This is a genomic window from Microbacterium gubbeenense DSM 15944 (assembly GCF_000422745.1).
Classification (GTDB): domain Bacteria; phylum Actinomycetota; class Actinomycetes; order Actinomycetales; family Microbacteriaceae; genus Microbacterium; species Microbacterium gubbeenense.
Genome location: NZ_AUGQ01000009.1, coordinates 70,192 through 84,109, shown reverse-complemented (window position 1 = coordinate 84,109; position 13,918 = coordinate 70,192). Strand labels below are relative to the sequence as shown.

The window sequence follows — 13,918 nt, the reverse complement described above, 5'->3', positions numbered from 1 at the left end:
CGCACGGTCAGATCCTGAGCTCGGCGCGCAGCTCGTGCACGTGGTACGCCGTGATGTCGTCTTCGGCGCTGCCGCCGGCGAAGTCGGGGATCTCGCGGACGACGCGGAACGGCTCGTCGCGCGCGGGGCCGTCGAGGCGCACGTCGAGGTGGGTGACGTCGAAGCCGCGTTCGTGCAGCTCGGTGGCCATGTCGTAGTCCTGGCCCGAATCTCCGGCCGTGAACCAGCGTTGCGGTGCCGCCATGCGCTCGCCCAGGAGGTCGAGGGCGCGCCGGGCTCCGAGCGCCTTCCCGCTGTCGGCGTGCTCGACATCGATGGAGATGAATGTGGGGTAGATCGTCATGTCGTGCGCGCCGGTGCGTTCGATCTGTCGTTCGATCTCGGCGATGATCTCGGGCCTGACGCGGTGGAAGTCGGCGCTCGAGACGTGCACGTGCTGCTCGAGCGAGATCATCGTGCGCTTCGTGGCATCGAAGAACACGATCTCGGAGAAGCGAGCCGCGATGTCGCGTGCGGCCTCGACGAGCGTGGTCGGCGGGGCCATGTTCTGGTCCTCGGAGACGGTGCCCACGCGCGCCGCGCCTGTCGTGCCCGTCAGCGAAAACCAAGTGCCGCCCTTCTCGCCGACGCCCCATACGGGATCCGTCGGCGCAAGGCCCGAGGTGACGAGCCGCGGGATGATCTGCTCGCCGAGGAAATCCGCAGACCGCCCCGTGTTGAAGACCACCGGGCAGCCGCTCTTGGCGATCGCAGTGAGGTCGTCGGAGAGCGCGGCGAGTCGCAGGGTGCGCGTGCGGGTGCTGGAGATGGGGCCGTCGACGTCGAGGAGCAGTCCGAGGGATGGGGTCACTGATCCATCCTCTCATTCAGTCGAGCGATACTTCGCGCGAGCGATCCCACTCCTCGTCCCATCCGAGGGTCCTGAGCAGGCGGTCGAGGATTCCTGCGGTGAATCCCCAGACGAACTGCTCGTCGCCCGCACCGGTGAGGCGCCACCCGGGTCCTCGCATCGTCTTGCCCGACCACGTGTGTGCCCAGGTGACGCGGTTCTCCGGATTCACGAGGTCGGCGACCGGCGCGCGCCACACGGCCTGTGATTCTGCCTCGTCGACGACCCCGACCGGGCTCGGATCGCGCCACCAGCCGACCACGGGCGTCACGTGGTGGTCGGATCCGGGGAGGGCGAGCGGCGTGAGCGCGCCGAGCACCTCGATGCCGGACGTATTGACGCCCGTCTCTTCGCGCGCCTCGCGCAGCGCGGCGGCGATGTCGTCCTCGTCCTCCGGATCGATCCGGCCGCCCGGAAACGCCACCTGCCCGGGGTGCGAGCGCAGCGTCGCCGCACGCGTGAGGAGCAGCACGTCAAGATCACGGGAGACCGCGCGGTGCTGTGCGTCGTAGTCGGAAGGGACCTGGTCGAGCACGCCGAACAGGATCAGGACGGCCGCCGGGCGGGTCCGCTCGTCATCGACGAGCGAGCCGTCCGGCGCCTTCCACAGGGGCGTGTCGCCTGCGTGCTGCACAAGATCGCGCAACTGCGCGTAAGCGGTCCTCATGCCTTCAGATGCTACGGCCTCCGCGGCTGCGGTCGGCGATCACCGGAACTCAACGGTCGCGTTCTCGTTGTTGAGTACGATCACGGGTGTGATCGTCGGGTGCCCGGCCGCGCGGATCTTCTCGAGATCGATGCGAATGAGCGGCGTGCCCTCGTCGACGAGATCGCCCGTCTTCACGAGGGTCTCGAACCCATCGCCCTGCATGTCGACGGTGTCGAGGCCGATGTGGATGAGGATCTCCACGCCGTCGTCCGTGACGATGGCGATGGCGTGCCCGGTGTCGAACGCGTGCCCGACGCGTCCGGGCGCGGGGGAGACCACCGTGTCGCCGGTGGGCTCGATCGCGAGACCCGGGCCCATGACCTGCTCGGCGAACGTCGGGTCCGGAACTTCAGAGAGCGGCTTGACCTGGCCGGCGATCGGCTGCAGCAGGCGCACGACGCGCGTGTCGGTGCGCGTCACGGTGGCGACGGTGTCGGTCGCGGGAACCGACGCGGGCGCGTCGGCAGAGGGCGGCTCGATCGCGCCGGACATGATCCCCTCCATGGCTTCTTTCACGAACTGCACGTTGAGCCCGTAGATGACCTGCACCGACTTGCCCCCGGGCTTCATGGTGCCCGCGGCACCGGCTCGCTTGAGGGCGCTGTCGTCGACCTTCGACACGTCGTTGATCTCCATGCGCAGGCGGGTGGCGCAGTTGTCGAGGCTCGTGATGTTCGCGGATCCGCCGAGCGCGGCGAGGAAACGGTTCGCGGTCGCGGCGTATTTCGCATCGACCGACTGCCCGACGGGGGCATCGTCCGCGAGATCCTCGTCGTCTTCGCGACCGATGGTCTTCAGCTGCCACTTCTTGATGACGAACGTGAACACGAGGAAGTAGATGACGAACCACGCGATTCCGAGTAGCAGCAGCAGCCACGGATTCTGCGCGAGCGGGTTGTTCCATCCGAGGCCCATGTCGATCGCGCCGGCTGAGAACCCGAAGCCCATGCGGGCGGGGAGGAGCGCGGTGATCGCCATCGAGATGCCGGTGAACAACGCGTGCAGTCCGTAGAGGGCCGGCGCGAGGAACATGAACGAGAACTCGAGCGGCTCGGTGATGCCGACGAAGAACGACGCGAATGCGGCCGAGAACAGGATGCCGGCGGCCGCCTTCTTACGGGTGCTGCGCGCCGTGACGTACATCGCGAGAGCAGCGCCCGGCAGGCCGAACATCATGATCGGGAAGAAGCCCGAGGTGTACATACCGGTGACACCGAGTACGCCGTCGCCGTCCGCGCCGGCGAGGAAGTTGGGGATGTCGTTGATGCCGGCCACGTCGAACCAGAACACGGAGTTGAGGGCGTGGTGCAGGCCCGTCGGAATCAGGAGGCGGTTGAGGAACCCATAGATGCCGGCGCCGATGGGCCCGAATCCGACGATCCACTCACCGAAGGCGACGAGCGCGCCGAACACGAATGGCCACACGAAGAACAGCACGACCGACAGCACGATCGATGCGCCGGCCGAGACGATCGCGACCGCGCGCTTACCCGAGAAGAAGGCGAGCCAGTCGGGCAGCTTCGTGTCGTGGAAGCGGTTGTAGGAGAACGCACCGACGAGACCGCAGATGATGCCGACGAACGCGTTCTGAACACGGCCGAACGCGGGGTCGACGTCGGTGACCTCGATGCCGCCGTAATATCCGGCGACGGCCTCGGGTGCCAGCAATACCGTGACGACGAGCCACGAGACGAGTCCCGCGAGCGCCGCGACGCCGTCGGATTTCCTCGCCATACCGAAGGCGACGCCGATGGCGAACAGGACGGCGAGGTTGTCGATGACCGCACTGCCCGCGCCCTGAAGGAACACTGAGACGATGTTGTCGCCGGCGGTGTTACTGATCCAGTTGCCGATGCCGTACAGGATCGCTGCGACGGGCATAACGGCGATGGGCATCATCAGCGATTTGCCCAAGTTCTGCAAGAACTTCATTTCGGTTCTCCGAGGTCTCGATGAGAGTGATCCTCGGCAGGCTATCTGCGGATGGTTGCGGGCGACAGAGGCTCGGCGAAATTCTGTTCAGGCGGCGAGAATCGCGCGGCGAAGAGCATCCGCGCGCTCGGCAAACCCGCGCTGCTGCCGCACGTATTGGGCCTTGCCCGCGGGCGTCTCGATCTGCACCGGTACGACGCCGAAGTCCGACAGGTCGTACGGCGCGGCCTGCATGTCGAGCAGGCGGATGTCGCGGGCGAGCTCGAAGGCGTCGAGCAGCAAGTGGCCCGGAACCAACGGTCCGAGCTTCATCGCCCACTTGTACACGTCCATGCCCGCGTGCAGGCACCCGGGCTGTTCGTTCGCCGTTCGCTCGTCGACCGTGAGCGGCTGGCGGTTGCGCGGCACGGCGTCGGGCGTGAAGAACCGGAACGCATCGAAGTGGGTGCACTTGAGGTCGTGACTCTCCACGACCTCGTCGGTCTGCCTCTGACCGAGGCGAAGCGGCTGCGCATGCCGGTGCTCGTCCTGCCGGTAGACCATGGCCCACTCGTGCAGCCCGAAGCAGTCGAACTGGCCCGGCCGCTCGGACGTGCGTCGCAGCATGATGCGTGCGAGCCGCACGACGGCGCGCTTATCTGCTTCGTACGACTCCGCGTCGACGCGAAGGGATCCCGCTGCGCTCCCGGGCACGTACCAGCGCCACGCGGCGCGATCGTCGCTCGCCGCATCCTCGAGCTCGACACCCGCCCCGGGATGCCACCGAGAAAGCGCGGACGGTTTGTACGAGTAGTACGTGAACAGGAAATCCCACACGGGGTGCGTCTCGCCTCGGCTGCGCCGGGCAATGTGCTCGGCCGTCAGAGCCGTCGCTCGGTCGGCGTGCGCGCTCTCGCGCTGCCGCCAGTCGTCTGAGGCGAAGACCGTCACCGGTCGAGGATCGCCGACATGGCCCGCGTCAGGTACCACGGGTCGACGACAGCGGTCAGCTCGCGCGCCGAGTGCATCGAGAGGATCGGCACGCCCACGTCGACCGTGCGGATTCCGAGTCGGGTCGCCGAGATCGGGCCGATCGTCGATCCGCACGGCATGGCGTTGTTCGAGACGAACTCCTGCGTCGGAACGCCCGCGGTACGGCACGCCGCCTGCCACGCGGCGGCGCCGTGCGCGTCGGTCGCGTAGCGCTGATTCGCGTTGATCTTCAGGATCGGGCCGCCGCCCGCGACGGGGTGGTTCGCGGGGTCGTGGCGGTCAGCATAGTTCGGGTGCACGGCGTGGCCGACATCGCTCGAGACATGCAGCGAACCGGCGAAGCTACGCGCGCGATCCTCGGTGCCCGCACCGAACGCAGCGAGAATCCGCGACAGCACTTCCTCGTGGAACGGACCCGCCGCGCCCGAGCGCGACGCGGATCCGATCTCCTCGTGGTCGAACGCCGCGAACATCGCGATCGCCTCGACTGGGGAGGCCGCGGCGATCGCCACGACACCGGCGTGCGCGGAGAGCAGGTTGTCGAGCCTGCCGCTCGCGAACAGGGCGTCGTCGGCGCCGAAGGGACGAGGAGGCTGGGTGTCGGCGGCCACGATGTCCATGCCGCCGATCACCTCGGGAGCGACGCCGGCCTCGCGCGCGAGAACGGCGACGATGTCGGCCGATTCTGCGTCTCCGAGCCCCCACACCGGCGCGGTGTGCTGCTGCTTGTCGAGCTTCAGACCGTCGCCGACCTGCCGGTCGAGGTGGATCGCGAGCTGCGGGATGCGCGCGATCGGGGCCGTCTTCACGAAGTGCTCCTCGCCTGCGAGCGTGACGATGCGGCCGGCGAGGCAGAGCTCGCGATCGAGCCAAGAGTTGACGAGCGGGCCGCCGTAGACCTCCCAGCCGAGCTGCCACCAGCCGCCAGCACCCGTCGTGGAGGGCTTCGGCTTGAGTTTGAAGCTCGGCGAGTCGGTGTGGGCCCCGACGATCTGGAACGGCGTCGTCGCCGTGACCTCGCCCGGCAGTACGAACGCGATCACGGATCCCTCCCGCACGACGACGTACTTTCCGCCGGGCGTGAGCGCCCATTCGTCGTGCTCGACGAGGGGAACGAACCCCGACTCCTCGAGGCGCCTGCGCGCCTCGGCGGCCGCGTGGTACGAAGAGGGCGAGGCCGTAACGAAGGCGGCGAGGTCATCGATGTGGCTGCGGGCGTCGTCAGGAATGGTCGTCACCCGTTCATCTTCTCAGACCGGTTCGATGAGATCCGGGGAGTCGTTGCGCACGTTGCCGACGGCGCGGTCGACCTCGTGCCACGCGAACGACTCGGCCACGCGCGGCGCGTCGTCGAGGGCGGCCTCGAGGACGTCGTGCGGGGCGTCGATGTCGGTGTCGAGCCACGCGTCGGCGTGGTCGGAATCGAGGAAGACCGGCATGCGATGGTGGATCGACCCGAGGTCGCCGACGGCGTCGCGGGTGAGGATCGTGAAGCTCAGAACCCACGCGTCCTGCGGATCTTTCCACCACTCGTACAGCCCGGCGAACAGCATCGGCTCGCCGCCCGCGGGGTGGATGAACAACGGCAGCTTGCCGTCGTCGGTGACCTTCCACTCGTAGTAGCCAGTGGCGGGAACGACGGCTCGGCGCTTCGCGAACGCCGGGGCGAACGTGCGCTTCTCCGCGACCGTCTCGGAACGGGCGTTGAACGCGCGGGCTCCGACCGAGAGGTCCTTCGCCCAGCCGGGAACGAGACCCCACCGGGCGGGCTCCAGGCGCCGCGTCGGCGGATCGGACTTCGCAGAGTCGAGCACGATGGCAGCGAGCGCGGTCGGCGCGATGTTGAAGCTCGGCTGCGGAAGATCGTCGCTCACGAGATCGACGCTCAGCTCGCTGACGAGCTCGCTGCCGACACGGGCCACCACGAATCGTCCGCACATGCCTCGAACCTAACGGAAATCGCGCGATCGGTGACCGATGCCGACCGACAGGTCTTCGAAGCCGTCGGCGACGATGTTCACAACGCCCTCGGGGGATCGCTCGAGGATGCCCCGCGCGATGAGCGCCGGTCGGTCGCGCACGAGGTGGCGATACCTCGTCCAGACGCCCACGGAGCAGACGACGTTCACGAGCCCGTGCTCGTCCTCGAGGTTGAGGAAGGTGATGCCGGAGGCCGTCGCGGGTCGCTGCCGGTGCGTCACGAGCCCCGCCACCTCGACGCGCCGCCCGGTCTCGTGGGAACGCAGGTCGGAGGAGGTGAGCACCCCGCGCGCGTCGAGCGGGGAGCGGAAATGCGCGAGGGGATGATCGTCGGTCGAGACTCCCGTGGCCCAGAGGTCGCTCGCGAGACGCTCATAGCTCGTGGGATCTCCGAACAGCGGCGGTTGCACGCTCGCGCCCGTGCCCTCGAGGAACTCGGGCCGCTCGTCGGACGCGGCCCCCGCGAGCCACAGCGCGTCGCGCATACCGTGTCCGAAAGCGGCGAACGCCCCGGCCGAGGCGAGCGACTCGAGCTGTCGCTCGGTGATGCCTGTGCGGCGTACGAGATCGGTCATCGAGCGGAAATCTCCGCCCCTGTCGCGCTCGGCCACGATGGCGCGCGCCGTCCTCTCGCCCACCCCGGTGACGCCCGCGAGCCCGAGTCGCACGGCGAACCCGCCGTCGCGGCGGTGCGCGGCAGACTCGTCCGGCGCGCGCCGGTCGAACGCGGCCGGGGGCGACTCCTGATCGCGCAGACACGAGTCGTGACCCGTCGCGCCGCGACGATTCGGATCGAGCACCTCGAGGGTCTCCTCAGCTCTCGAGCGCAGGATGTCGGGTCGGCGCACCTCGACGCCGTGCCGGCGGGCATCGGAGGTGAGGGTCGCGGGCGAATAGAACCCCATGGGCTGTGCGCGCAGCAGACCCGCCAGGAAGGCGGCGGGGTAGTGCAGCTTGATCCACGAGCTCGCGTACACGAGCAGTGCGAACGAGAGCGAGTGCGACTCGGCGAAACCGAAGTTCGCGAACGCCTGGATCTGCGCGTAGAGCCCATCCGCCTCGTCGCCGGTGATGCCGTTGCCGGCCATGCCGTCGTAGAGCTTCTCCCGCAGCGACTCGATGCGCTCGACGCCGCGCTTGGAGCCCATCGCACGTCGCAACAGGTCTGCGTCCTCTCCCGTGCAGTCGCCGATTGCCATCGCCATCTGCATGAGCTGCTCCTGGAAGACCGGGATGCCCAGCGTGCGTTCGAGCACCGGTTCGAGCTTGGGATGGGGATAGGCGATGGGATCGGTGCCCATCTTGCGCCGCACGAACGGGTGCACGGCGCCGCCCTGGATCGGGCCGGGACGGATCAGCGCGATCTGGATCGCGAGGTCGTAGAAGGCTCGGGGCTGCAAGCGGGGGAGAAGGCCGATCTGCGCGCGCGATTCGACCTGGAACACGCCGATCGAATCGGCGCGGCAGAGCATGTCATACACCGCGGGCTCCTCGCGGGGGAGCTCGCGCAGGTCGAACACCTCGCCCGTGGCCTCGCGGATGATGTCGAAGCAGTGCTGCAGCGCGGCGAGCATGCCGAGCCCGAGCAGGTCGAACTTCACGAGCCCCATCCACGCGGCATCGTCCTTGTCCCACTGGATGACGGTGCGACCGGGCATGCGCGCGTGCTCGATCGGCACGACCTCGCCGACGGGCCGATCGGTGAGCACCATGCCGCCCGAGTGGATGCCGAGGTGGCGGGGCGCGCCCATGACGCCCATGGCGTATTCGAGCACCTGATCGGGGATGTCGTGGTCGCCGCCCGACTCGATCGTGGCGCCCCAGCGCTCGATCTGCCGCGACCAGGCGTCCTGCTGGCCCGGCGAGAAGCCGAGGGCGCGGGCGACGTCGCGCACGGCGTTCTTCGGGCGGTACTGGATGACGTTGGCGACCTGGGCGGCGCGGTCGCGCCCGTGCTGTTCGTAGACCCACTGGATGATCTCTTCACGACGGTCGCTATCGAAGTCGACGTCGATGTCGGGCTCTTCATCGCGCATGGCCGAGAGGAACCGCTCGAAAGGCAGACGGTAGTAGATCGCGTCGACCGCCGTGATGCCGAGCAGATAGCAGACGGCGCTGTTCGCCGCGGATCCGCGCCCCTGGCAGAGTATGCCGCGCCGGCGCGCCTCGTTCACGATGTCGCGGACGATGAGGAAGTAGCCGGGGAAATCCTTCTGCTCGATGACATCGAGCTCGTGCGCGATGCGCTCTCTGTCGTCGTCGCGCAGGCTCGGGTACTGACGAGGAACGGCGCTCCAGACGAGATCGCGCAGGTACGACATCGGCGTCTGCCCCGGGGGAACGCTGATCTTCGGCAGCGCCGGGCGGGCTGCGCGCAGCGGAAAGGCGAGCTCGCCCGCGAGGCGCGCAGACGCCTCGACGGCGCCGGGGAACCGCTCGAAGAGGCGCGCCATCTCGTCGCCCGAGCGCAGGTGCGCGGCCCCCGTCGCGGGCAGCCATCCGTCGAGGTCGTCCATGCTGCGCGTCGCGCGGATCGCGGAGACGGCCTGCGCGATCGGCAGGCGCTCGGGGCGCGCGTAGTGCACGTTCCCCGTCGCGACGAGGGGAACCCCGACACGCTCCGCGAGGAGAGCGAGTGCGTCGTTGCGGGGATCATCGGACGGATCGCCGTGATGGGTGAGCTCGACGTGAACGCTGTCGCGGCCGAACCGGTCGACGAGGTCTCTCAGCGCACGTTCCGCCGCGCTGAGGGACCCGCTGGTCAGCGCCCGGCCGACGGCGCCCTTCCGGCAGCCGGTGAGGATCGCCCACTGCCCGCCCGACGTCTCGGCGAGATCGTCGAGGTCGTACAGCGGGCGCCCCTTCTCCTTACCGCGCAGCTGCGCCCGGGTGATCGCCTGGGAGAGGCGGTGATAGCCGTCCTCGCCACGGGCGAGGACGAGCAGATGCTGGCCTTCGGGATCGGCATGGCCCTTCTGCGGCGTCGTCAGATCGAGCGACAGCTCGGCGCCGAAGACGGTCTTCACCGAGGTGTGCTCGGCGGCCTCCGCGGCGCGCACGGCGCCGTAGAACCCATCGTGGTCGGTGATCGCGAGCGCCTCGAGGCCCAGCCTCTCGGCCTCCTCGACGAGGTCTTCCGGAGAGGAGGCGCCGTCGAGGAAGGAGAACGTCGAGTGAGCATGCAGCTCGGCATAGCGAGTGGACGACTTCTGTCGGCGGATCTCGGGCGGTTCGTAGGCGCCGCGCTTCCGGCCCCACGCCGGGCTGTCGCCGCCGTCGGCCGCTGCGGGTCTCGCCGTGGGACGGCGGCCGCTGAGCGTGCGCTCGATCTCGTTCCACGAGACGGGCGGATTCTTGAAGCCCATCAGGAGTACCGCCCTTCGAGCCACCAGACGTCGTTCTCGAACACGGCGAGCCAGGCGGTGCCCCGCGCGTCGACCAGCTGGAATCGGTGGGCGCGGCGCGCGCGGCGCGGATCCCACGTGCGCTCGATGACGGGCCACGGCCCCGCCCACGCGGTCACCGCGAGACCATCGATGGTGGCGGGCGGATCGGTGACGAAGCCGCGCTCGTCGACCGAGATCATCTCGCCGCCCCCGCCGAGGACGCGCGCCGGGTGCGGATCGCGGAACACCTCGGAGGGGAGCGGGACGGGGAGAGAGCCGGGCCACGGCCGATCGCGCGGATGCTCGGGCGGGGCGACGTCGCCCCACGGGGCGAGGCCCTCGCGCTCGGCCGACCACCGGCCGCCGCCGAGGCTCGGGGTGAGCACCGCCCTATGACCCAGGACCGCCTGAACGCGCGTCATCGCGTGGTGGGAGCGCTCGTCGGGGCCCTGGCCGATGAGCGCGGGCTGGTGGGCCGCGCCGTCGTCGACGGCCTCGGGCTCGATCTGGATCCGCGAGACGCCGCCCTCGACGGGCGCCTCCCGCGCGGAGGGCTGCAGCTGCCAGCGCACGCGGTCGACGACGCCGGCGGCATCGAAGCTCGTGGGGTGCTGCCAGACCCGCTCGCTGCGCTCGCCTCGATCGGTCTCTACCGTGATGCGCACCGCCGTGCAGACGAGTCGCTCTGCTCGGATGCCCTCGCAGAACGATTCGGCGGTCTGGCGCACCGCGAAGGCGACCTGCTCGGCGAGCTCGAGGGCAGGCTCGAGAACGAGCTCGCGCATCAGCTCGGGCGGTGGGATTCGCGGCGCGGCCACGCGCGAGTCGGCGCCCGCGGCGAGCGAGCGCAGCCGCAGCCCCCGGGGCCCGAATCTCTCGTGCACGCGCTGGGCATCGAGAGCCGCGAACTCTCGGAGCGTCTTCACGCCGAGCCGCGCGAGCAGCAGGGCCAGGTCGTCGTCGCCGAGGACGGTGACCGGCAACGGGGCGAGGAACTCCGCGGAGCGGCCGGGAGGCACGATCGCGAGGGGATGCGCCGCCCGCGCGGCCTGTTCGGCGGTGAAGAGGCCATCGGCGATGCCCGCGCGCGCCTCGTCGAGGCCGATGCCGACGAGCGCGGCGCGCAGCGCCTCGGCCGCCTCGGCCTCGCCCCCGTAGAACCGGGCGGGGCCGCGCGCGCGGATCGCGGCGAGCCCCGGCCGCAGCGGCTGCACGCCGGGAACGAGATCTTCGAGATGGGTGAGCACGCCGTGGAAGGCGCGCTCGTCGCGAGCCGCATCGAACGGGATCAGGCGCAGGCGGGCGCACGCGGCCTGCGCGTCGCGCCGCCGCTGACCCCGCGCGACGCCCTCCGCCCGCGCCGCGGCGGAGCACGCCACGACGGCGCCCGCATGCACGATGGCGAGCGGCTCATCGGGCAGCGTGCGCTCGGCCTGCGGCACCTCGAGCGCCTGAGTGCGCAGGTGCGCCGTGATCGGCCAATCGGGCAGCCACAGCATGATGGTGCGCGTGTCGAGCGTCATGCGCCCACCGCCACGAGGTGCGGGCGGCCGGCGACGGTGCCTGCGCCGTGCGCCTCCGCGCCGCCGGAGGGACCGGGCAGCAGCACGCGCACCCGGCGTGGCCGGGGCGATCCCCGGCCCGCAGAAGCCACCGTGACGGCGCGAGAAGAGATCAGGCCGTGGCCTCGACCGATCCCGCCCCAGGCGGGGTCGCTGATGCTGAGCGAGGCCTCGGCGCCCTCCCATGGCCCGACCACGAGCAGGGCGCAGCCCCTATCGCGCAGGCGGGCTCCGAGCCGCGCGGCCTCGGCGGAGGACGCCGCCCGCGGCGGGCGCACCGCGACGAGGGGGAACACCTCCGCGGCCGACGAGACCGCCTGCAGCCACCGCTCGCCAGGGGCTGGGATGAGGGCGACGCGGCCGGGAGCGACGCCGTACCCCTCCGCGGCCTCCAGCGAGAGGTCGGGCATGCCGATGAACGCGCACCATGACCCCTCGCGTGAAGAGCGGCCGGCGAGGGCGAACAGCAGGCTGGGCGAATCGGCCAGGGCATAGGCCGCCCCCGGTCGCAGGCCGCCGGACGGGAAGAGGGGAGCGAGGGCCTCCGGCACCGACAGCGCGTCGGCGTGCGCCGTGCGCCGCTGCATCTGCCCGATCTGCGTGCGCAGGCGCATGACCTCTGCCGACTGAGCTGCCATTCCCACACCCTCATTCTAGAAATAATGTTCGAATATGCCAAGTGGCTTTCGAACACTATTTCGAACCCCTGACAAACGAAGGTCAGAGGGGAGGGGAGAAGGCTAGGAGAGGATCCCGGTGCGCTCGAGACGCTTCGCGAGACCAGCGCCGTCGGGCGAAGACATCCACGGCACGCCCGCCGCCGAGTGGTCGTCAACCGAGACGCGTCCACCCGCGAGGACGGCCTCGGCGGTCGTGAGGCGGCGGATCGCGACGCCCGCAACCGACGCGGGGTACTCGGCTGTGAACTCGGTGTAGATCTCGTCGTCGTGCTGACCGTCATCGCCCACGAGCAGCCAGGTGATCTCCGGGAACTCCCGCGCGAGTCGGCGCAGGTTGCTCTCCTTGTGCTCGCGGCCGCTGCGGAACCAGCGGTCGTGCGTCGGGCCCCAGTCGGTGAGCAGCATCGCCCCGCGCGGGAAGAGATTGCGGTGCAGGAACCGGTTGAGCGTCGGCGCGACGTTCCAGGCGCCGGTCGAGAGGTAGATCATCGGCGCCCCCGGGTGCTCCTTGACGAGCCGCTCGAGCAGCACCGCCATGCCGGGAACGGGCTGGCGCGCGTGCTCGTTCAGGACGAACGAGTTCCACGCGGCGAGCAGCGGGCGGGGGAGCGCCGTGACCATCACCGTGTCATCGACGTCGCTCACGACGCCGAACCGCACCGACGGATCCACGACGAACGAGTGCGCCTCGACGGCCTCGCCGCCCTCGACCGACATGCGGAACGTCTGCCAGCCCGGCTCGAGCGACGCGGGCAGGACGATGTCGACGACCCCGCCGCGGTCGGCGACGACCTCATGGGTCTCGTCTCCGATCGTGACCGAGACGCTGGCGTACGCCACCGCGATCCCGACGAACGACCGCCAGCCGCGCACGCCATCATTCCTGCGCATGTGACCGGTCGGCGGCGGAACGATCAGCACGCGCCCGAGCACGCGGACCCAGCCGTCGCCGCCGTACCCCTGGAAGGGGAGCACGACCGGGGTGCGCCCCTTCTTGCGCGCGACGCGCTCGCGCCACGCATGGAAGCGCCGTTCCAGGCGCGCGAACCAATGGATCCTGCGTGCCGGGTCGTGCGCGGTCTGCGCGGGTCGAGAGGCCATCCGTCCTAGTCTTTCATGTGTCGGTGTTCGAGGAAGTGCAGCAGCTTCTTCCCACCGAACACGACGAGCAGTCCGAGCGCGATCAGGCCGAAGAAGACGTACCCGGCCCAGTGCGCGCTGTCGGCGAGTTCGCGGTACGTCTCAGCGGCGCCCGCGGCGATCGTGATGTACAGGGCTGACCAGAGGGCACAGGCGGGCAGCGTCCACGCGAGGAACTTGCGATACGAGTATCCGGACATGCCGACCGTCAGCGGCACGACCGAGTGCAGCACGGGCAGGAAGCGCGAGAGGAAGATGGCGATGCCGCCGCGCCGCCGGAGGTAGGTCTCCGCGCGCAGCCAGTTGTGTTCGCCGATCCAGCGGCCGAGCCGGGAATGCCGCAGTTTCGGCCCCGCCCACCTGCCGATCATGAAGCCGATGCTCTCGCCCGCGAGGGCGCCCGCGACGACGAACGCGCCGAGGATGATCGCCTCGGGGATCGAGGTGACGCCCATCGCGCTGACGATGACGATCGAGTCGCCCGGCACGATCAGGCCGATCAGCACGCTCGTTTCGAGCATGATCGCAACGCTGGCGATGAGGATCCGCAGCCACGGCTCGACGCCCGAGACGACGTCGAGGATCGACGAGAGGACATCGTTGAGCATCCCATAAATACTACGGTCATGAAATGCCCCCGAGGGCGCGGTAATCTGGAGTATTCCCGA

General features: G+C 69.8%; 11 protein-coding genes. All 11 read right to left on the bottom strand.

The annotated features are described in order from the left end of the window. Window positions 1–7: 7 nt before the first annotated feature. Window positions 8–850, bottom strand: a complete 843-nt coding sequence (locus G510_RS15905; RefSeq protein ID WP_051216572.1) for a hypothetical protein — start codon at window positions 848–850, stop codon at window positions 8–10. A gap of 16 nt (window positions 851–866) precedes the next feature. Then, window positions 867–1,556 (bottom strand): NUDIX hydrolase, encoded by a 690-nt coding sequence (locus G510_RS15900; protein ID WP_051216571.1) that lies wholly within the window; start codon window positions 1,554–1,556, stop codon window positions 867–869. 39 nt (window positions 1,557–1,595) lie between these two features. Then, the gene (gene nagE, locus G510_RS0107520) at window positions 1,596–3,530 is read right to left on the bottom strand and encodes an N-acetylglucosamine-specific PTS transporter subunit IIBC (RefSeq protein ID WP_029153132.1); all 1,935 of its coding nucleotides are present in this window, start codon (window positions 3,528–3,530) and stop codon (window positions 1,596–1,598) included. A gap of 87 nt (window positions 3,531–3,617) precedes the next feature. After that, a complete protein-coding gene (locus G510_RS0107515; protein WP_029153131.1) occupies window positions 3,618–4,460 on the bottom strand; it encodes a hypothetical protein in 843 nt (280 codons plus the stop codon). Then, window positions 4,457–5,740: a M18 family aminopeptidase gene (locus tag G510_RS0107510; RefSeq protein WP_245563256.1), complete on the bottom strand. Its 1,284-nt coding sequence runs from the start codon at window positions 5,738–5,740 to the stop codon at window positions 4,457–4,459. Before G510_RS0107510 ends, G510_RS0107515 begins: the two co-directional genes overlap by 4 nt. A 12-nt stretch (window positions 5,741–5,752) precedes the next feature. Next, a complete protein-coding gene (locus G510_RS0107505; protein ID WP_029153129.1) occupies window positions 5,753–6,442 on the bottom strand; it encodes an SOS response-associated peptidase in 690 nt (229 codons plus the stop codon). A gap of 9 nt (window positions 6,443–6,451) precedes the next feature. After that, window positions 6,452–9,847 (bottom strand): error-prone DNA polymerase, encoded by a 3,396-nt coding sequence (locus G510_RS0107500; RefSeq protein WP_029153128.1) that lies wholly within the window; start codon window positions 9,845–9,847, stop codon window positions 6,452–6,454. Further along, the gene (locus G510_RS0107495; RefSeq protein WP_029153127.1) at window positions 9,847–11,391 is read right to left on the bottom strand and encodes a DNA polymerase Y family protein; all 1,545 of its coding nucleotides are present in this window, start codon (window positions 11,389–11,391) and stop codon (window positions 9,847–9,849) included. Before G510_RS0107495 ends, G510_RS0107500 begins: the two co-directional genes overlap by 1 nt. Beyond that, window positions 11,388–12,068 (bottom strand): hypothetical protein, encoded by a 681-nt coding sequence (locus G510_RS18240; RefSeq protein WP_051216570.1) that lies wholly within the window; start codon window positions 12,066–12,068, stop codon window positions 11,388–11,390. Before G510_RS18240 ends, G510_RS0107495 begins: the two co-directional genes overlap by 4 nt. A 102-nt stretch (window positions 12,069–12,170) precedes the next feature. Beyond that, the gene (locus G510_RS0107485) at window positions 12,171–13,211 is read right to left on the bottom strand and encodes an App1 family protein phosphatidate phosphatase (RefSeq protein WP_029153126.1); all 1,041 of its coding nucleotides are present in this window, start codon (window positions 13,209–13,211) and stop codon (window positions 12,171–12,173) included. Window positions 13,212–13,216: 5 nt separating this feature from the next. Next, window positions 13,217–13,858, bottom strand: coding sequence for a DedA family protein (locus G510_RS0107480; protein ID WP_036322364.1), 642 nt, complete (start codon window positions 13,856–13,858; stop codon window positions 13,217–13,219). Window positions 13,859–13,918: the final 60 nt, after the last annotated feature.